Below are 17927 nucleotides of genomic sequence, written 5' to 3' on the forward strand. Positions count from 1 at the left end.
TTCTTTCATCATTCTCTCGTATGTGTCAGCCATGGGGTGATTCAAAGCGGTTAATAAGGTCGGTCTTCGTGCTTGAGCGGCTGTTGCAGCGCTGTATCGGGTGAATGAATGAAAATTGTGGGGCAGGCCTTTTTCTGTTTAATTACGTTACTAGCGCCGCGGCACTGAGGCTGCGTTAAAACCGTATATCAATGATTCCAGGAAAATGCCTTCTTAAAGGAGTAAGTCAGTGAATATTAAAAGAATCATATTGGCGGCGATGTTGAGCGGTAGTGCCCAGTGGGTAATGGCCGCACCTTCGTTGAATGAGATGCAGGGGTGTCAGGGCATTCTCGATTATGTAGACGTTAAGCTTGCCTCTGCGCCTGCCAATTACCCTGCTCAGGATGTAAAAAAAGTGCGTACAGGGCTTAAGGGGTATAACGAATACATTCAGCGAGAAATTATTACTCCTGGTTTGCTGTCTTTTAATGGTGGCGATAAAAGCAAAGCTGAGGGTATGCAAAAACAGGTTTCTGCATACAGGGCGTCGATTGTGAAGGGCTTACAGGCTCGCCATCCGCAAAATCGCCTGTTTATGGATCAGGCTGTAGCAGTGAATAACTGTGCGAAGAAAGCGGTTCCTTCCGGGCAAGAGCTGGAAGACTTGAAAGTGGCGGTCAACCTTATGGTGGAGCTGGCAAAAATGAATTAATGATCATGTGGTTGCTGTTGTCTGCCCAGCTGCCGTATTTGGAATGAACATTAAAAAGCCCCGTAATGCGGGGCTTTTTAATGTTGCAAAACGCGCGGCGTTTACACTTCAAACGCGTCGTTCAGCTTTTTGGCCACCGGGGCCAGTTTTAGCTTGGCGAACTGCGGCAGGCCGTTTTTGTAAGGCGGGTAGGATTCGCCACCAATCAGTGGTTCCAGGTAGGCGCGTCCGGCTGGGGTGATGCCGAAGCCATCCTTGCTGATGAATTTGCGCGGCATTTTCTTTTCTACATTGGCCACTTTCTTGAGCGGGGCTTCGCCAATGGTCCAGCTGTATTTCTTGGTATCTTTACGCACCACGGTGGGCATCACCGCGTTTTTGCCGGCTACGGCGAACTCCACGGCAGCGCGGCCCACGGCGTAGGCCTGCTCCACGTCGGTGGCAGAAGCAATGTGGCGCGCTGCCCGCTGCAGGTAGTCGCTCACTGCCCAGTGGTATTTGTGGCCCAGTTCGTCTTTCACCATTTGTGCGATGACCGGTGCCACGCCGCCCAGCTGCTTGTGGCCAAAGGCGTCGGTGTTGCCAGCGTCGGCGAGGAAAGTGCCATCTTCATAGCGGGCGCCTTCGGAAACCACGATGACGCAGTAGCCGGCTTTCTTGACGGTGGCATCCACCTTCTTCATGAACGCGGCCTTGTCGAAGGCGATCTCCGGGAACAGGATCAGGTGAGGAGCGTCGTCGGCGTCTTCCTTGGCCAGGCCAGCGGAGGCGGCAATCCAGCCCGCGTGACGGCCCATCACTTCCATTACGAATACCTTTGTGGAGGTGGCGCACATGCTGGCCACGTCCAGGGCGGCCTCGCGGCAGCTCACGGCGGTGTACTTGGCCACGGAACCGAAGCCCGGGCTCACGTCGGTGAACGGCAGGTCGTTGTCCACGGTCTTGGGGACGTGGATGGCCTGGATCGGGTAGCCCATTTTTTCGGACAGCTGAGATACTTTCAGGCAGGTGTCGGCGGAGTCGCCGCCGCCGTTGTAAAAGAAGTAGCCGATGTTGTGAGCCTTGAAGACTTCGATCAGGCGTTCGTACTCGCGCTGGGAGGTCTTCAGGTCTTTCAGCTTGTAGCGGCAGGAGCCGAAGGCGCCGCCAGGGGTGTGCTTGAGCGCTTCGATGGCGCTTTTGCTTTCTTTGCTGGTGTCGATCAGCTCTTCAGTGAGTGCACCGATGATGCCGTTCCGGCCGGCGTAGACCTTGCCGATCACATCTTTGTTTTCCCGGGCGGCTTCGATGACGCCGGCGGCGGAAGCATTGATGACGGCGGTGACGCCGCCGGACTGAGCGTAGAAAGCATTTTTACGCGCCATGTGAGACCCCTTGATTCAATTTGCGTGCATTCTAGCGAAGGAGGCCATGAAACACACCCGATGTTGTCGGACGAGGCCAAGACGAGCTGCTAGCCACTAGAGACGCGGGATGAATGAGCCATGATTCTTGTCTACTGTGCCCGCGAGAATGGCAAAGGGAGAGATCTTGCGTCTTGTGCCTTTTATGTTTTTCTCGTAGCTAGACGCTCGCAGCCGGTAGCTGTTTCCCCCCGGCTCTGAAAGAATAGCGGGCCGGAGGATCCATGACTGTATTGATAACCCTGTTTTGGCGGTTGGCCATATTCCGTGCCAGCCCGGAAAATGCCCCCCATTCCCCGTCCTTGCTTGCACTGGTGTTGGCGGGCTGGTTTATGTTGCAGCTGCTGGTGGGGAGCCTGCAGACGGCCTTGCCCATCGGCGTGCTGGTGAGCAGCCAGCTGTTGTCATTGTTGGTGGTGCTGGCGGGTACAAGCCTGTTGCTAGGCTTCAAGGGCTTGCAGGGGCGCTGGTTACAGACGGCCCTGTCGTTGGTGGGTGTTGATGTGGTGCTGACCCTGCTAAGCCTGCCGTTACTGGCCATTAATGCGAGTGTGAGCCAGTCTCTTAGCGGTATCGAGCTGTTGTACCTGGTGCTGGTGAGCTGGCAGCTGGCGGCGCAGAGTTTCATCTATCATCGCTCCCTCAATGTGGGCCCCTTCCTCGGCTTGGCGGTGGCCATGACGTTATTGGTCGCCAGTTATGCCGGGGTGGTGTTGTTGCTGCCCGAGGTGGTGACCGGTCAGAGTGGAGCCTGATTGCATCTGCCCTGACGGTTGGCATCCTGCGTTCTAACGATGGATCAGAGCAAAGGTTCACTCCGATAACCCCCCGATTAATTCATACGATCCAGGGCGGCTGCCCGCTGTTGCTCGCTGGCGCTGAATAGACGACTTCGCAGGGCGCTCAGCTGCCCCTGTTTGTCCTCGTCGTCGAGCGCAGCGTTCTCTATCCGATCTCGTTGCTGTGCGTACTCCTGGTAACGGTTTTGCCATGCCTGGCGTTGTTGATCCAGCTTTTGCAGACGCAGCGCGGCGGTGTCACCGAACTGTTGCTGGCGGAGCGCATACAGGTCGGCTGCATTGGCGCCTTGTTGCTTCATGGCCTGCTCCTGAGCAGGCAGTTGTTGCAGGTCATATTGTTGCTGGTATTGCGCCGCCAGTGGTTTCGGGAGGGTGGACCGCAGGGCCTGCAGGTCGTCGGCTTTTTCCTGCTCGGAACGGTTGGAGGTCATGATGTGGTGGCGTTCCAGGCTGAAACGGTCGTAACGGTTCTCTGCGGCGAACAGCGCGCTGGCGGTATCGGCGCCGAGAATGTCTGCGCGCAGTTGCTGGCGGAGCGTCAGCTTTTGGCGGATATCGTTATTGCCGTCACCGGAATACTGGGCGGCATAGTCGCCGCTGGCGAATTCGGTGCGGTAAAGCTGGTAGCGATCAAGCAGGGTCAGTAGCTCATCGGCGGCGATGGCTCCTGCGTTTTGTTGTGCCCATTGGGCGAGCAGCTTGCGAATGCCGTTGTCCGGCATTTCCCCGCTCAGTGAAAGAAAATAATCCATGATCGCTTTGGTGCTGCTGTCCGGGATCAGGTGCCCTTGGGCATCGGTGACCAGTGTGCCGGGAATCCGGGTGCCCGCCAGGGAGGTGCTGGCCAGTGTGTCCGACAGGGACCGGTCTGGCCTGATGCTGCTGAGCGGCGCCTTGTTGGTGGCCTGGTTGAGGTTTGTTATTGCATCGGATTGATGCTGTGCCGGGGCTGCGTGATGCGGGATAGGGATGCGTTTTAACCCCCAGAACACACTGGCTGCCAGCACAAAAACGGTGGCCAGAAGTGCAAGTGTTCGTGTCATGGTTTTGCCTCAATCGGGTTGCCCCGCAGGGCGATGAAGCCCTGCGGGGTGGGCGCATTACAGGCCAGCGTTTTTCAGGCGATTAGCCTGGTTGCGGTAGAGGGTTTTCGGGTCGGTTTCCCAGCCCATCAGGCCAAACAGCTGACGAATGGCATCCGCGTGGTTGTGGCGGTAGTTGTGGCGGATGGGCTTGCCCAGGTACATGCCGCACAGAGGCAGTACGCCGTCATGTTTGACCCCGGACGGGAAGGCAAACTGGGTAACGGTGACCAGCAGGCTGTCGAACGGGTCCAGCAGGTTGGTATGCACGCCGGTGCCACCCCAGGACCAGTAGCGCACCCCGTTGACGGCATGCTGGCCATTGGTGCCGCAGGCGGTAGTGGGCATGGCTTGTGGGTAGCGCTGGTTGAACGCGGCCATGCCCTCGGTGGTTGAATCGGCGAGGACCGCCGTGGCGGACTGGTTATTTGCATTGGGGCCGCCGGACGCCATTTCCCACAACGTGCCAAAACCGCCGGCGATCATGTCGGCTAAGCCTTCTGATACGCTGCCTTGTGGTAGTACTCCCTGAATGATGTCAGCGACCCGGGTGCCCCGGTTTTCACCGTGCACAGACGTGACTGACGCTACCAGATCCGGGCGAACCGCGGCCACGTAGCGAGACGTTGGCGCGCCCTGGGAGTGGGCGATCAGGTTCACTTTTTGCGCCCCGGTAACGGCCAGATAGTTTTCGATCTGGATAATCAGTTCTTCGCCTCGATACTCATTGCTTTGCAGGGCACTGACATTGCTTTCGTACACATTCGCACCGTAGTCGCGCATGTCATCGGCGATACCGTAGAAATAATCGATACCGGCAATGTCATCGAACGCAATGATGCCGCCCACCAGGACGATGGGGTAGCGGGTGTCGGCGTAGCGTGTGTCTTTTCCGAACCAGGACCAGGCGTATGCCTGGCTGGTGCTTAATACCAGAACGGTGGCCATGAGTAAGCCACGGGCTGTGATCGACATGATTTTCTCCTATTTATTAGATTGCAGCCGGCGCCATGGCTGCTGGTTTTGTTTGTCGACGACTGGACTATATGAAGGTTTGGTGATACTGACTTGTAAGAACGGGGCGTGATCGAAGGCGGGCTTTTACGCACTGTGACGGGATTCACAGGCGCTGTTGTTCCAGTGCAGCATCTCTAAAAAGGCTGTTTTTCAGTCGAGAATAAAAATATGAAAGACAAAAAAAATAATGCGCACACACAACCGGACATGCCGCCATCGACGCTGTACTTATGGCGTTTAAGGACTCTCTACGTGGGCTATTTGGGTAATAGGATTACCTTTTCCGCAGGCGCGCATGCGCTCTTGTTTGGCTTGGAAGACGACGTGTTGCTCGACGTGGGCGGTGAAAAATTTCGTGCTCGTACGTTCCTCATGCCCGCCGGTATATCGTTCACTGCTGATTCGCAGGAAAAGCAAATAGGCTGCTGCTTTCTGGACCCGCTGGGGCGAGATTACCTGTTCCATAAGCGTTTGATGCAAGGTTGCGAGCCCGGCTTTTATTGTGATTCTGTATTACAGGATCGGCAACTGGCGGTATTGAAATGCGCCTATCTTGATAGCCTGGATGCAGACGAGGTATATCGGCAGTTGGCCGATCTGCTTTTCCCTGCTGCCGGTACAGCGGTGGAGGGGTTCGTACCGGACGCGCGTATTGCGTGCATTATTGAACTGATTCGTTCTGATCCGGCACAAAATTATTCCAACGATGATCTTGCCCGTCACGTAGGGTTATCCGGGGCGCGTTTGCAGCGTGTGTTCAAGGAAGCCACGGGCATTCCGATTCGTCGTTACCGGCTATGGCACCGTCTGTTCGTGACCTCAAGCATGATGTCCATGGGCAGCTCGCTCACCGATGCGGCGCTGACGGCCGGGTTTTCCGACTCGTCACACTTGTCCCATGTATTCCAGAACATGCTGGGTATGTCGCCGTCTTCTCTACTCAATAACTCGCTGCATAACCGGGTGCTGGTCGGTGCTGGAGACCCTCGGGAATAGTGATGGGGGGAATCAGGGAGACTAGACTCTTCACCTTGGTGGCCCTTGCCGTTATGGTGCAGGGAATCTTAATGTTGGCAGTTCCTTCCCATGCATATTCATATTCTCGGTATTTGCGGCACCTTTATGGGGTCGCTGGCGCAGTTGGCCAAGGCTCAGGGACACCAGGTCACCGGTAGTGACCAGAACGTCTATCCGCCCATGAGTGATCAGTTGGAAGCGGCAGGGATTACCCTGACCCAGGGTTACGATCCGGCCCAGCTGGAGCCAGCGCCGGACCTGGTGGTGGTCGGAAATGCCTTGAGCCGGGGGAACCCGGCGGTGGAGGCGGTACTGGACCGTGGCTTGCCCTATACCTCCGGAGCGCAGCTATTGGAGGAAGTGGTGCTTCCCGGTCGTTGGGTGCTGGCGGTCTCGGGTACCCACGGTAAGACCACCACCAGTTCTATGCTGGCCTGGATTTTGGAATACGCGGGCTTAAACCCCGGTTACCTGATCGGCGGTGTGCCCGGCAACTTCGGGGTGTCGGCTCGACTGGGAGAGACGCCTTTCTTTGTGGTGGAAGCGGACGAGTACGACACGGCGTTTTTCGATAAACGCAGCAAGTTTGTGCACTATCGGCCCCGTACCGTGATCCTCAATAATCTGGAATTCGATCACGCGGATATCTTTGCCGATCTGGCGGCAATCCAGACCCAGTTTCATCACCTGATTCGCACCGTGCCATCCACCGGGCGGTTGATTCTGCCCCATGGCGAGACCGCTCTGGAGGAGACGCTGGACAAGGGATGCTGGAGTGAAGTGGAGCGCTTTGGCGAAGATGAGGCGTTGGGGTATCGGCTGGATCAGGACGACGGCTCGGTCTTTTCGGTACTGGATAACGGCGAGCCAGTGGCTCAGGTCCGTTGGGATCAGACTGGGCGTCACAGCGTCAACAACGGCATGGCGGCGCTGTTGGCGGCCCGCCATGTGGGCGTGACTCTGGCTGACGGGGCCGCGGCCCTATCGGAATTTGTCGGTGTGAAGCGGCGCATGGAACTGCGTGGCGAGGTGGATGGTGTGCGGGTTTATGACGATTTTGCCCACCACCCCACGGCCATTGCGACGACCCTGGATGGGTTACGCCGCAAGGTGGGTGACGGCAAGATTCTCGCTATCATTGAACCGCGCTCCAATACCATGCGTTTGGGGAGTCACAAGGCGGCATTGGCTGGCAGCACGGGCTGTGCCGATGAGGTAATCTGGTACCAGCCGCCGGGCTTGGACTGGTCGCTGGATTCGGTACTGAGCGAGGCACCGGTGCCTTCATCGGTGAGTGAATCGCTGGAAGATATTATAGCCAAGGTCGTCTGCCACAAAGGCGAGCCGCTGAGTGTGGTGGTGATGAGCAACGGTGGTTTTGGCGGTATTCATCAGAAACTGCTGGATGCGTTGGCTGAATAAACGCTGCACGCCACGAGCGGCAATGCGGTGTAGCGTGTGGTGAGTTTCAAGGAGGCTTCATGTTCTGGTCGGTACTTTGGGCATCGGTGCATTACCTCAGTATTCTTATGCTATTTGCGTGCCTGTATGGTGAGCTGCTGCTGTGGCGGACGGGAATCAATGAGCGCAATATTCGTACGCTTCTGTGGTTGGATATTGGCTATGGTTTGTCGGCTCTGGTGGTGCTGATCAGTGGCCTCGCGCGGGCTGGCTGGACGGAAAAAGGCTGGGGCTTTTACCTAGCCAACCCTTGGTTCCACGGTAAGGTCACGCTGTTTGTGCTGATTGCCTTGCTGAGCCTGTACCCCACCAAGGTGCTGCTGGGCTGGCGCAAATCGGTGAAGGCAGGTCATGTGCCGGAAATTGATGACAAGCTGCAACGCAACCTGCGCGGCGTGCTGGTGGCGGAAATTCATTTGTTTATATTGATGCCGATTCTGGCCGCGATGATGGCCAGAGGCGTCGGGATGGGGTCATGACACAACGGGTTACGCTTGCCTTTACCGGTGCCTCCGGCGCGCCCTACGGTTTGCGCTTGCTGCAATGCCTGCTGGACGCGAACTGCGAGGTATTTGTGTTGCTGTCCAAAGCCGCGCGGGTTGTGATCGGGACGGAAACCGACCTGAAGCTCCCAGCGGGCACGGGGAAGGCAGAGCAGGCATTACGCGAATGGGTAAAGACCGACAAGGGGCGGCTGGTTGTGTGCGGGCTGGAACAGTGGACCGCCCCGGTGGCTTCAGGCAGTGGGGCGCCGGCTGCCATGGTGGTGTGCCCCTGTTCTACCGGTACCCTGTCGGCCATTGCCACAGGTGCCAGCGACAACCTGATTGAGCGGGCTGCCGATGTGGCCATCAAGGAAGGGCGCAAGCTGATTTTGGTGCCCCGTGAATCGCCGTTTTCTGCGATTCATCTGGAAAACATGCTCAAGCTTTCCCGCCTTGGGGTCACCATTATGCCGGCCGCACCGGGCTTCTATCACCAGCCACAAAGCGTGGAGGATCTGGTGGACTTTATGGTGGCACGGCTGCTGGATCATCTCGGGCTGGAACAGACCCTGGTGAAACGCTGGGGGGAGTAACCCCGGCCTGTCTACGACGCGACTGTAGGAGTACCTCTCGAGGTGCGAATCTTGCGAAGCAAGGAAATCGCCCGCAGGGCGATCGGGGAGGTCAGCGTTCGACAGCACAAGAAAGAAGAATCGATATCGTTTATTTCTCGCCTCGCGCCTCAAGCGGCGCTCCTACAATGGCTCCAACTCATTGCACCAAAAGATGCCCCACTAGCCCCAGTGCAAAGCCGGCTACGGCACCTTGAGCGGGCATCCAGTGTTTTTCCAATGGCACTTGCGGGGCAATGTCCTGGAAGGTGAGGTAAAGAATCCCGCCACTGGCAAACAGCATGATGCCACCGAGAATAAACGGTTGTTCAACCAACACTTCGAACCCTAACCAGGCGCTTAATGGCCCCAGCAGGGCCATGCCGGCAAAGGCCAGCACGATACGGCTTTTGGATAGGGTGTTGCCGTTACTGTTATAGATTTCCCGGTAAGCGTTGAACCCTTCGGGCATGTTCTGCATGCCGATCAGGAAGGCGAGCAGGTAGGCTTGGCTGCCGCCGCTGGCCAGTGCTGCGCCCAAGGCGATGGCTTCCGGAACAAAATCCAGCAGCATGGCCAACAGCTGCGACATGGCGCCGCCGCGCTTTGCCAATGCCCGGTCGACCAGCATGAAGACAACCCCGCCACTGACAAACAGCACGGTGGCCGATAATGGGCTGTGGTGTTTGACCGCTTCGGGGACCAGTACCAGTGCCACGGCGGCCAGCAAAGCGCCGCCGCCGAAGGCGATGACGCCGTGCCGGACTTCCTGCTCCAGCCAGCTTCTGGCGATATGCTGCTGCACGCCAACCAGGGCGCCAATCGCCATGCTGAGGCCAGCGGCCAGGCTGAGAAGTAATGCCAGTGTTAATGGGCTCAAAGATCTTCCTTGCTAGCGGGAAAAGACGGCCCTTGTGAAGGGCAGAGAAAGCTTGGGCGTCTCTGGGAACGTTTTTCCCACAAAGAATCAGGGTTATTGAGGGGGGGGCAGAGGTCCCAAGCCTGATGATTTACGTCGTAGTCTAAAGAGTAAAGGGCGGCCGAGTGGGGAGCAACTACCGGCAGTGAGAGGTCCCACTGCCGGGTGTAGCGGGCTAGCTGTTGCTCAGATCGTAGTCCACCGGTGCAATGACATGCACGGGCACACTGCTGCTATCCAGTTCTTTGGGCGGGGCATCAAAGCGCAGGCGAGACACCAGTTCCTTGGTGGCTCGGTCGAGGATGCGGCTGCCGGAACTTGCGGTGATTTCTACCTGCTCGGCGCGGCCTGAGGCATTGATCACGAAGGACACTTTCACGGTGCCTTGCTGGCGCCGCATCTTGGCCCGGTGCGGATACTGTTTGTTGTAATCAATGGTGTCGCGGACTTTGGCCAGGTATTTGTTTAGCGCATTTTCCGTGTCGCCGGATTGATGCACGCCTTCGCCTGGGTCGCCCGCCATGCCCTTGGCGCCCTGGGTCAGGGTCTGGGCAGAAGCCTCTTCGTTGACGCTTTCATCCGGGGTTTCCGTTGGTTTAGTTTCTGCTACCTGCGGCTCGGGAACCGGTTCTGGCTTGGGTTCCGGCTTCGGCTTGGCTACCGGTTTGGGTTTTGGCTTTGGGTTTGGTTTCGGTTTTGGCTTGGGTTTCGGCTGCGGCGCAGGCTGGGCCTTGGGTTTCGGTGCCGGTGCTGCCGCTTTCGGCGCCGGTGGCGCAGACAGGTTGATGGCAATTTCACTGACGCCGGGTTTGGCCGGCCGGCCACCGGCCAGGGTCATGGCACCGACGGTAACCAGCACGCTGACGTGAACTAAAATGGAAACGATCCAGGCGGTAAGGTTGCGGGGTTTCATGGCGACACCTCGCTCTTGCTGTCTGCGTCGGCATCGCTCTGGGTGACCAGACGAACCTGTTCAACGCCCATGCCTTGCAGGGTTTCCAGCCGGCCGCGCAGGGCCTGCATTGTCACACCGGCGTCGGCCAGCAGGCGAACTTCGGCTTCTTCGGGCTTGTCGCCGAGCAGCGCCAGTAATGCCTCTTCGCTCAGTGGCTCGGCGCTGTCTTCGGCAAACCATTGCCCATCGTTCTGCATCACAAGCAGTAGCTTGTCTCGCGCTTCTTCGCCGTTGGCGGTCTGGCTCATGGGGGCTTCTACCGCCACGGTGGGGCGCTTGGCCAGTTGCCCGGCCAGCATGAAGAAGATCAACAGCAGGAAGACCACATTGATCAGCGGCAGCACCGGTTCCAGTGGTGGTCTGCGTGATGAGGTTTCCATGATCATCATGGCAACAGCTCCAGTTGGACATCGCGAACGCCGGCTGCCTTCATGGCGTCCACGGCGGTCAGTGCTTGTTGCAGGGTGGCGTCCGGATTCACGGTGACCCACACCTTGGTCTTGCTGGTGTCCAGACGGTCTGCCACGGCCGCCGGGGTAAAGCTGACCCCATTGAGGGTCAGCATGCCGCTGGCCTGCACTTCAATCACCAACCAGTGTTCATCCGGCTGCTCGGTGCTGTCCGCCGGTTGCACGTTCACAGGCAGGTCATGGTACTGACCGAAACGGGTGGCAAGCATAAAGAACACCAGCAGGATGAACACCACATCAATCAGGGGTGTCAGGCTGATAAAGGGCGTGCGATGACGCTCCGGTTCAATATGCATGCGACACCGACGGGTCGCGATCCTCTTGCAGAGGTTCGGGAGCCGTGTGGTTGTTGCGCAGTACTTTTAGGCGGGACAAGCGGTCCTGCATCTTTTCGCGGCATTGCTCGATGCTGCGGTCGGCCCAGTGGAACGCTGCCAGAGTCGGGATAGCGACGGTGAGGCCGGCGGCGGTGGTCAGCAGGGCTTCCCAGATACCGCCGGACAGAATGGACGGATCCACCTGTGAGCCGGCGGTTTCCAATGCCTGGAAAGCGCCGATCATGCCGAATACGGTACCCAGCAGGCCCAGCAACGGGGCGATGGCGCTGATCACTTCCAGCACCCGCAGGCCCCCGCGCAGTTCATCCAGGCCGCTGCGCGCCAGACGCAGGCTTTCTTCCTGCCAAGCCGCTTCGTCCAGGTTGCGGTTCTGCCAGCATTGCCAAAGGACTCGGTCGATGGGGCTGTTCAGTTTGCCGGGTTCGCCGGGTTGCTTGCCCTGACGCAGCGCGTTGAGCAGCTGGTCCGCCTGGCGGCTGTTGCCGGGGCGGATACGGGCAAATTGCAGGATTTTGGAAATCAGCGTGGCCAGGGCAATCACGGACAACAGGGCGAGGACCCACATGGTGGCGCCGCCACTGACAAACCATTCCGGCAAGTGCAGGGAAATCGGGGGCATGGAAAACTCCAGCTATGGGCAAATGATCGAGTGCCCGGTCTTGGGTACACAAAGGCTTATGTAGTCTACCGCGTAATAATGGAAGCCTGATGACAGGGGGTCACAAGGTGGAGCGCGGCAATTACATTCGCGTTAAGGGTTGAATAGGGTTCGCAATAGTAAGAGTTTCACCCCCTTAATGCAAGTCATTCCTATTTGGGATGTGTTCACAGGTAGCGGCAAAATGCCGTAGGTAAAAGGGCTGATAAGGGAGTGGGTACGAAAAAAGGCGCCGAAGCGCCTTTTTGTTCCGTCAACCGTGATTATTTGCTGAGCAAACGGTAATTCAGGTTCGATTCTATCCGGTTACCAGACGGTGCCAGTTGCTCAATGGCATTGACCGCGTCCTTGAGATATTGCCGTTGGGCGTCGTCGGCATCGGGGTTAATGGTGTAGACGTCTTCCTGGGTGATGCCTTCCTGATATTTGTGCGATGCCCAATCACCCCGTTCCACGGCATTCAGTTTCACGGTGGAACCACTCATATACTCTTCACGCAGCTCGAAACGGGTGGGGCTGTCGTGCTGATCCCGGTATAGGGTCAGGGTGGTGCGAATGCCGGAGCAGTCTGCACAGGGAAGCATGCCGCTGTAGATCTCTTTCTGGGCGGTGGGGTTAATCGGCGCTTCTGGCTGACTCTGGCAGCCGGCAACCGCGACGGTGAGGCCGAGTATTGCGGCGGCGAAATAGGTCTTCATGGTTATCACTCCCTAGCAGGTTTCCCTTCTGTATTACTGCTTAGAATACGCTTTCCCCATTTGGTTCGCTGCTTTAACAGTTTTTGAATATTGGCGTTTAGTGCACAGTCAGTGTGCTAGCGCTGTTTAGCGGGTTGCCGTGAGGAGAACAGCGCCAGATTTAATGCGGGAAGCGTGTGGTCCGCGTCGCGAGGGATGCGATTGGCGGGCGGTGAAACGTTAATGACTGAAGGGGTATTTCTGGCTGGGGATGAGGTTCGCACGAGCCTGTTCAGGCCTTGCAGAAGTAGCAGGCCGAAAAGAAAACTGACGGCAAAATAGAGCAGTATCATGAGGCAGCCACACTGTGATTATTGTTGGAGTGCGAACGATTCTGTGGCAATCCTATAAAGCACGGGAAAGGTTAGCCATCGTGACTTTGTTATGGCTTGTGGGATTACTGTAGCCGGGGTGCGAAGCTTATGGCTTTTGAGCGTGGAAGATGACAGACAATGGCGTGTGCGTTTGTGGATCCAGGGGGGGGTCTTCTATATGAACGTGAAAACCTCTGTTGCTGCAGAAGTGCGAACCAATCCGGCAGAGTGCGGAAATACCAAGGTGGGGCGTTCTGCAATGTATCGCTGCATCTGGCCCAGCTACCCGTCCGCCAGCCCGAACGGTAATCGTCGTTGCAGACCATGAGCGGATGCAGGGTTTGTATCAGCAGGGTACCGTCAGCTCGGTAGTGTTAACAGGCCCTAGTGTTGCCAGTAATTGCGCATAGTCGCTGCACAGGTAGGTGCCGTCGGCATGCTGTGCTCGAGCGTTTTCCACCAGCGCGGGGCTGGCGTCCACGCCGATGAGCACGGTATTGGGCGTGCCTTTTGGGGCGGCTAGTGCTCGGCAGAGCCAGCCTTCGCCGCCCAGCTGGCCAGAATGGCGTCTTCCGGTGCCTGTGGCATGGGTGTCAGGTTAACGCATAGGCGTCAGTGGGCCAGCCCGTTCTACCGCTTTCTGGTAGGCCGGTCGTGCTTCCATCTGTGCGACAAAGCGCTGGATTGACGGCAATTGACTCAGGTCGGCACGGGCAGAGGCTGCTTGCAGGGGAAAGCTCATCAGGATGTCGGCGCCGGATGGTGTGTCGCCGGCAAACCAGGTCTGCGTTGCCAGGTGCTGTTCAATGACGGCCAGGTGATTTTTCAGTTGCGGGTCCAGCATGGTGCCGGTGACCTTGCCGCTGATTTTTTTGGCGATAGGTTTGGCAAAAAAGGGCATGGGGGCTTTGGCGATATGGCTGAAGATCAGCTTCATGACCAGCAAGGGCATCAATGAGCCTTCCGCGTAGTGCAGCCAGTAGCGGTAGTTCAGCCACTGGTCATCATCAGGGGCGGGTTGCCATTGGCCGTTGCCATAACGCTGCACCAGGTATTCGATAATGGTGCCGGATTCAGCAATGACGGTGTCGCCGTCGGTGATGACCGGGGACTTGCCCAAAGGATGAATCTTGCGCAGCTCGGCCGGGGCCAGCATGGTCTTCGGGTTGCGGGCGTAATGCTTGATCTCGTAGTCCAGTCCCAGTTCCTCCAGCAACCAGACGATACGCAGGGAACGGGAGTTTTCCAGGTGATGCACAGTAATCATAAAAAGCTCTCTGTCATGTCCCAACACACGTTGTCGATGTGAATTCGAGCTGCGTTGAGTGGTGCGCGGCAAGACGTATCAGTGTGTCGGGAGCATAGCAGAGAACCCCGTGACCATCATGGCAAGACGGGGCGGGGCCTTTATTGGCTGGCGGTACTGATGCTCGGTGGACGGGTCGACAGGTGCACCTGTTCAATGAAGGCGTCCAGTACCGGTTCGGTTTGCCACGCGCGGGGGTTGTTGACCATGGCGACCACCGCCCAGGTGGTGTTGTCCTCATCGCGGGTAAACCCGGCAATGGAACGGACATTACGCAGTGAGCCGGTCTTGATGTGTCCCATGCCGGCCATGTCGGCGTTACCCAGCCTGCGGCGCATGGTGCCATCCATGGCCACCAGCGGCAGGGAGGCGATCAGTTCTGCGGCAAAGCGGCTTTCCCAGGCGTGTTGCAGCAACAGGGCCATTTGCCGGGCGGTGATACGTTCGATGCGCGACAACCCCGCGCCGTTCTCAAACACCATGGTTCGGTTGTCGATGCCTTTGCTGGCCAGCCAGGAACGGATTTCCCGTTCCGCAGCGGCCAGATCATCCTTGTCGCCAGGCTGGCGACGTTTGGCGCCCAGGGTCAGGAACACCTGGCGCACCATTACGTTGTTACTCCACTTGTTGATATCGCGGACCATGGTGACCAGATCCCGGGAGGAGGTGGTGACCAGCAGTTCGCTGTTTTCACGGGGGCGCAGGCCTTCCCGGGTGGCGCCGGCCAGGGTGCCGCCAAGCTGTTGCCACAGGCTGGTCAGCAGGGCGCCGGTATAGTTCTGCTGGCTGAGCACGGACAAGTAGCTGCTGGTGCTGCAGCCTTTGGGCAACACGCCGGTGACGGTAATCGTGGTGCCGTTTTCAGTCACGTCGGGTTCATAGTCGAATTGATAACGCCGTGGGCAGCGGCCGTAGTCGCGGAACACCAGCTGATTGTCGATGGTGATGCCATTAAGCGCAGGTTCGGTCCAGGTGTGGATGCCCCGGTTGTCAGCACGGGCACGAATGCGCAGGACATTCAGGTTGGTGAGCAAGCCATTGGGTTCCACAAGAAAGGGCGCATTGGGGTTGTCGCCGTCATCGTTGAAGGCCGTGATGCCATTGGGCAGGTTGAAGACGCTGCCATCGAGAATTAGATCACCGGCGATATGTTTGACGCCCATGGCGCGTAACTCACGCAGTAACAACCACAGCCGTTCTTCGGTGAGTTTTGGGTCGCCGCTGCCGACAAAATACAGGTTGCCGTTCAGCGTCTCGCCTTCAATGATGCCGTCAGTGTAGAGGCGGGTGTGCCATTGAAACGTGGGGCCCAGCAGTTCCAGTGCCGCGTAGGTGGTGATGACCTTCATGATGGAGCCGGGGTTCAACGGCATGTCCGCGTTCATGAAGCGGGCCTGCCCGGGGCCATCCAGCGGGATCGAGGCCACGGCCAGATCCGTTTCGGGCAGCTGCAGCTCTTTTGCCACATCCAGCACGGGGGCCATCACTGGCGCAGGGACATCCGCATGCGTGGGGCTGGCCAAGGACAATGCGCCGGCGACGGCGACGGCGAGAAAGAAAAACGCGAGGGATTGTCTGCGGACTACACTTCTCGGCATGACACGGAAACCTTAAAAATCGTAACGGCAACAACCGCCGGGATAAAGGCGGTTTGGATAGAGCGTTAGCGTAATGCAAAGCGGGGGCCGGGTCAGTGGGCCGCAAGTGTGGGAAATGTAAATTTAAACGGCCACGCCCGGGGGCGTGGCCGCAGGCTCAGGGCTTGTGTAGCCCCACATCGATGCCTTTGTGTTGCAAATCAGCATGATAGGAACTGCGCACCATGGGGCCGGAGGCCACTGAGGTAAAGCCCAGCTCGTTGGCCACGCGGGCGTATTCGCGGAACTCGTCCGGGTGTACGAAGCGTTCCACCGGGGCGTGGTGCTTGCTCGGCTGCAGGTATTGGCCAATGGTGATCATGTTCACGTCGTGGGCTCGCAAATCCTTGATGGTGTTGATGACCTGTTCAAAGGTTTCGCCCAGCCCCACCATGATGCCGCTTTTGGTGCTTACATCCGGGCGCAGTGCCTTGTAGCGCTTGAGCAGATCCAGGGAATGCTGGTAGCGGGCGCCGGGGCGGATGTGCTTGTACAGCTCCGGGACGGTTTCAATGTTGTGGTTGAACACGTCCGGTGCCGTTTCGCTGAGAATCTCTACGGCAGTATCCAGGCAGGGGCGAAAGTCCGGGGTGAGAATTTCGATGCGGGTATCCGGAGTGCGGGCCCGCACCTGACGGATGCACTCGGCAAAGTGCTCAGCGCCGCCGTCGGCCAGATCATCCCGGTCCACGGAGGTGATAACCACATAGTTCAGGCCCAGGTTTTCCACTGACTCTGCCAGGTGCAGCGGCTCTTCCGCGTCCAGAGCATTGGGGCGGCCAAAGCCCACGTCGCAAAATGCGCAGCGGCGAGTGCAGATGTCGCCCATGATCATGAAGGTGGCGGTGCCGCCACCGAAGCATTCCGGCAGGTTGGGGCAGGCCGCTTCTTCGCAAACGGTGTGCAGTTTCTGCTTGCGCAGCAGTGACTTGATGCGCTGAATTTCCCCGTTGGCGGGTACTCGTACACGAATCCAGTCCGGCTTGCGCTGGCGGCCGCTTTCTTCGTTGACCATGGGGATGGTGCGGACCTTGTCGGCGCCGCGCAATTTGTCACCGATTTGCACTTTGCGTTTGGCTTGAACCTGTTCGCTCATGGGGTTTCCATTGCCGTCGGGTGCTGCCGAAAGGGTGGGGCAGGCATCGTGTGTCTGTGGGCTACAGTCTCTTGGACTGCGGTGTCAGGGCACTGTCAGGATCGCTGTCAGTGGTGACGTTCTCTTGAGGCGTATTGTACCAGCCCGGAGGGGGGGCTGTCCGTGGCGTCAGGCCCAGACGTTTGGCTAATAACGCTACCAGCTGTTGCTCCAGAGCATGGCGGTCCAGTTTGACTCCCTGCGCCTGCAGGGTGGTCATGGGCTGACCCACATGCCCGCAGGGGTTGATTCGCTGCCAGGGCGCCAGGTCCATGTCCCGGTTGATGGCTAGCCCGTGGTAGGTGGCGCCGCGGCGGATGCGTAGCCCCAGGGAGGCAATCTTGGCTCCGTTCACATAGACCCCAGGGGCGTCATCCCGATTCACGGCGTCAATACCCAGGCTAGCAAGAAAATCGATGATACCTTCTTCAATCGCGGTCACCAGGCCGCGGCTTCCCAGCCCCAGCCGTTTGATGTCCAGCATCAGGTAGATCACCGTCTGGCCGGGACCGTGGTAGGTCACCTGCCCGCCGCGATCACTGTTGACCACAGGAATGCCTCCGGCATTGAGCACATGTTCAGGCTTGCCGGCCTGGCCCAGAGTAAAGACCGGGGGGTGTTCCAGCACCCACAGCTCATCGTTCTGCTGGGTGTCGCGATGATCAGTGAGATCCCGCATGGCTTGCCAGCAGGGGGTGTAGTCAACCCGGGGGAAGTAGCGAATTAGTGCGTCCATGGGGGAAGTATAAAGCCTGCTACACGCTACACGCTACACGCTACACGCTACACGCTACACGCTACACGCTACACGCTACACGCTACACGCTACACGCTACACGCTACACGCTACACGCTACACGCTACACGCTACACGCTACACGCTACACG

19 protein-coding genes are annotated in these 17927 nt (G+C 58.3%); 6 read left to right on the forward strand and 13 right to left on the reverse strand.

Going from position 1 to position 17927, the window contains the following annotated elements; genetic code table 11:
* Window positions 1-229 precede the first annotated feature (229 nt).
* Complete coding sequence (locus ABNH18_RS13610) at window positions 230-694, forward strand: hypothetical protein (RefSeq protein ID WP_349383351.1); 465 nt, start codon at window positions 230-232, stop codon at window positions 692-694.
* 101 nt (window positions 695-795) lie between these two features.
* Here ABNH18_RS13610 and ABNH18_RS13615 read toward each other — a convergent pair whose 3' ends face one another.
* The gene (locus tag ABNH18_RS13615) at window positions 796-2058 is read right to left on the reverse strand and encodes a 6-phosphofructokinase (RefSeq protein ID WP_349383352.1); all 1263 of its coding nucleotides are present in this window, start codon (window positions 2056-2058) and stop codon (window positions 796-798) included.
* Between the two features lie 263 nt (window positions 2059-2321).
* On the opposite strand from ABNH18_RS13615, the gene ABNH18_RS13620 reads away from it, so the two are divergent.
* Entirely contained in the window at window positions 2322-2852 is a 531-nt protein-coding gene (locus ABNH18_RS13620) for a hypothetical protein (RefSeq protein WP_349383353.1), read from the forward strand.
* 77 nt (window positions 2853-2929) lie between these two features.
* On the opposite strand, the gene ABNH18_RS13625 is transcribed toward ABNH18_RS13620, so the two are convergent.
* Both ABNH18_RS13625 and ABNH18_RS13630 read right to left on the reverse strand, forming a co-directional pair.
* Window positions 2930-3940 (reverse strand): lipase secretion chaperone, encoded by a 1011-nt coding sequence (locus tag ABNH18_RS13625; RefSeq protein ID WP_349383354.1) that lies wholly within the window; start codon window positions 3938-3940, stop codon window positions 2930-2932.
* Between the two features lie 57 nt (window positions 3941-3997).
* Window positions 3998-4954 (reverse strand): esterase/lipase family protein, encoded by a 957-nt coding sequence (locus ABNH18_RS13630; protein ID WP_349383355.1) that lies wholly within the window; start codon window positions 4952-4954, stop codon window positions 3998-4000.
* 210 nt (window positions 4955-5164) lie between these two features.
* On the opposite strand from ABNH18_RS13630, the gene ABNH18_RS13635 reads away from it, so the two are divergent.
* The 4 genes from ABNH18_RS13635 to ABNH18_RS13650 all read left to right on the forward strand — a co-directional run bounded on the left by ABNH18_RS13635 (window position 5165) and on the right by ABNH18_RS13650 (window position 8552).
* Window positions 5165-5992: a helix-turn-helix transcriptional regulator gene (locus ABNH18_RS13635; RefSeq protein WP_349383356.1), complete on the forward strand. Its 828-nt coding sequence runs from the start codon at window positions 5165-5167 to the stop codon at window positions 5990-5992.
* 90 nt (window positions 5993-6082) lie between these two features.
* On the forward strand, window positions 6083-7435 hold the full coding sequence (mpl, locus tag ABNH18_RS13640; protein ID WP_349383357.1) for a UDP-N-acetylmuramate:L-alanyl-gamma-D-glutamyl-meso-diaminopimelate ligase: 1353 nt from the start codon (window positions 6083-6085) through the stop codon (window positions 7433-7435).
* Between the two features lie 59 nt (window positions 7436-7494).
* A complete protein-coding gene (locus tag ABNH18_RS13645; RefSeq protein ID WP_349383358.1) occupies window positions 7495-7953 on the forward strand; it encodes a DUF2214 family protein in 459 nt (152 codons plus the stop codon).
* The gene (locus tag ABNH18_RS13650) at window positions 7950-8552 is read left to right on the forward strand and encodes a flavin prenyltransferase UbiX (protein WP_349383359.1); all 603 of its coding nucleotides are present in this window, start codon (window positions 7950-7952) and stop codon (window positions 8550-8552) included. The genes ABNH18_RS13645 and ABNH18_RS13650 overlap by 4 nt, the downstream gene beginning before the upstream one ends.
* Before the next feature lie 178 nt (window positions 8553-8730).
* Here the strand turns inward: ABNH18_RS13650 and ABNH18_RS13655 are convergent, their stop codons facing one another.
* The 10 genes from ABNH18_RS13655 to lipB all read right to left on the reverse strand — a co-directional run bounded on the left by ABNH18_RS13655 (window position 8731) and on the right by lipB (window position 17775).
* Entirely contained in the window at window positions 8731-9450 is a 720-nt protein-coding gene (locus ABNH18_RS13655; RefSeq protein ID WP_349383360.1) for a ZIP family metal transporter, read from the reverse strand.
* Window positions 9451-9664: 214 nt separating this feature from the next.
* Window positions 9665-10402: an energy transducer TonB gene (locus ABNH18_RS13660; RefSeq protein WP_349383361.1), complete on the reverse strand. Its 738-nt coding sequence runs from the start codon at window positions 10400-10402 to the stop codon at window positions 9665-9667.
* Window positions 10399-10833, reverse strand: a complete 435-nt coding sequence (locus ABNH18_RS13665; RefSeq protein ID WP_349383362.1) for an ExbD/TolR family protein — start codon at window positions 10831-10833, stop codon at window positions 10399-10401. The genes ABNH18_RS13660 and ABNH18_RS13665 overlap by 4 nt, the downstream gene beginning before the upstream one ends.
* Window positions 10830-11210 carry an ExbD/TolR family protein gene (locus tag ABNH18_RS13670; RefSeq protein ID WP_007151015.1) on the reverse strand — a complete coding sequence of 127 codons (381 nt, stop codon included), beginning with the start codon at window positions 11208-11210 and terminating at the stop codon, window positions 10830-10832. The genes ABNH18_RS13665 and ABNH18_RS13670 overlap by 4 nt, the downstream gene beginning before the upstream one ends.
* Window positions 11200-11871 carry a MotA/TolQ/ExbB proton channel family protein gene (locus ABNH18_RS13675; RefSeq protein ID WP_349383363.1) on the reverse strand — a complete coding sequence of 224 codons (672 nt, stop codon included), beginning with the start codon at window positions 11869-11871 and terminating at the stop codon, window positions 11200-11202. Before ABNH18_RS13675 ends, ABNH18_RS13670 begins: the two co-directional genes overlap by 11 nt.
* Before the next feature lie 302 nt (window positions 11872-12173).
* The gene (locus ABNH18_RS13680) at window positions 12174-12608 is read right to left on the reverse strand and encodes a copper resistance protein NlpE N-terminal domain-containing protein (protein WP_349383364.1); all 435 of its coding nucleotides are present in this window, start codon (window positions 12606-12608) and stop codon (window positions 12174-12176) included.
* A 951-nt stretch (window positions 12609-13559) separates the two neighbouring features.
* Entirely contained in the window at window positions 13560-14228 is a 669-nt protein-coding gene (locus ABNH18_RS13685; protein ID WP_349383365.1) for a glutathione S-transferase, read from the reverse strand.
* Window positions 14229-14368: 140 nt separating this feature from the next.
* Window positions 14369-15865, reverse strand: coding sequence for a D-alanyl-D-alanine carboxypeptidase/D-alanyl-D-alanine endopeptidase (gene dacB, locus ABNH18_RS13690; RefSeq protein ID WP_349383366.1), 1497 nt, complete (start codon window positions 15863-15865; stop codon window positions 14369-14371).
* A 157-nt stretch (window positions 15866-16022) separates the two neighbouring features.
* Window positions 16023-17000 carry a lipoyl synthase gene (gene lipA / locus ABNH18_RS13695; RefSeq protein ID WP_349383367.1) on the reverse strand — a complete coding sequence of 326 codons (978 nt, stop codon included), beginning with the start codon at window positions 16998-17000 and terminating at the stop codon, window positions 16023-16025.
* A 61-nt stretch (window positions 17001-17061) separates the two neighbouring features.
* Window positions 17062-17775: a lipoyl(octanoyl) transferase LipB gene (lipB, locus tag ABNH18_RS13700; RefSeq protein ID WP_349383368.1), complete on the reverse strand. Its 714-nt coding sequence runs from the start codon at window positions 17773-17775 to the stop codon at window positions 17062-17064.
* Between the last annotated feature and the right edge of the window lie 152 nt (window positions 17776-17927).

It is taken from the genome of Alcanivorax sp. (assembly GCF_040118815.1).
GTDB lineage: Bacteria > Pseudomonadota > Gammaproteobacteria > Pseudomonadales > Alcanivoracaceae > Alcanivorax.

What these genes read in the sequence shown, in the direction of transcription:
- ABNH18_RS13615 (WP_349383352.1), bottom strand. Translation starts at nt 2,058, where the DNA reads ATGGCGCGTAAAAATGCTTTCTACGCTCAGTCCGGCGGCGTCACCGCC.
- ABNH18_RS13620 (WP_349383353.1), top strand. Translation starts at nt 2,322, where the DNA reads ATGACTGTATTGATAACCCTGTTTTGGCGGTTGGCCATATTCCGTGCC.
- ABNH18_RS13625 (WP_349383354.1), bottom strand. Translation starts at nt 3,940, where the DNA reads ATGACACGAACACTTGCACTTCTGGCCACCGTTTTTGTGCTGGCAGCC.
- ABNH18_RS13630 (WP_349383355.1), bottom strand. Translation starts at nt 4,954, where the DNA reads ATGTCGATCACAGCCCGTGGCTTACTCATGGCCACCGTTCTGGTATTA.
- ABNH18_RS13635 (WP_349383356.1), top strand. Translation starts at nt 5,165, where the DNA reads ATGAAAGACAAAAAAAATAATGCGCACACACAACCGGACATGCCGCCA.
- mpl (WP_349383357.1), top strand. Translation starts at nt 6,083, where the DNA reads ATGCATATTCATATTCTCGGTATTTGCGGCACCTTTATGGGGTCGCTG.
- ABNH18_RS13645 (WP_349383358.1), top strand. Translation starts at nt 7,495, where the DNA reads ATGTTCTGGTCGGTACTTTGGGCATCGGTGCATTACCTCAGTATTCTT.
- ABNH18_RS13650 (WP_349383359.1), top strand. Translation starts at nt 7,950, where the DNA reads ATGACACAACGGGTTACGCTTGCCTTTACCGGTGCCTCCGGCGCGCCC.
- ABNH18_RS13660 (WP_349383361.1), bottom strand. Translation starts at nt 10,402, where the DNA reads ATGAAACCCCGCAACCTTACCGCCTGGATCGTTTCCATTTTAGTTCAC.
- ABNH18_RS13665 (WP_349383362.1), bottom strand. Translation starts at nt 10,833, where the DNA reads ATGATGATCATGGAAACCTCATCACGCAGACCACCACTGGAACCGGTG.
- ABNH18_RS13670 (WP_007151015.1), bottom strand. Translation starts at nt 11,210, where the DNA reads ATGCATATTGAACCGGAGCGTCATCGCACGCCCTTTATCAGCCTGACA.
- ABNH18_RS13675 (WP_349383363.1), bottom strand. Translation starts at nt 11,871, where the DNA reads ATGCCCCCGATTTCCCTGCACTTGCCGGAATGGTTTGTCAGTGGCGGC.
- ABNH18_RS13680 (WP_349383364.1), bottom strand. Translation starts at nt 12,608, where the DNA reads ATGAAGACCTATTTCGCCGCCGCAATACTCGGCCTCACCGTCGCGGTT.
- ABNH18_RS13685 (WP_349383365.1), bottom strand. Translation starts at nt 14,228, where the DNA reads ATGATTACTGTGCATCACCTGGAAAACTCCCGTTCCCTGCGTATCGTC.
- dacB (WP_349383366.1), bottom strand. Translation starts at nt 15,865, where the DNA reads ATGCCGAGAAGTGTAGTCCGCAGACAATCCCTCGCGTTTTTCTTTCTC.
- lipA (WP_349383367.1), bottom strand. Translation starts at nt 17,000, where the DNA reads ATGAGCGAACAGGTTCAAGCCAAACGCAAAGTGCAAATCGGTGACAAA.
- lipB (WP_349383368.1), bottom strand. Translation starts at nt 17,775, where the DNA reads ATGGACGCACTAATTCGCTACTTCCCCCGGGTTGACTACACCCCCTGC.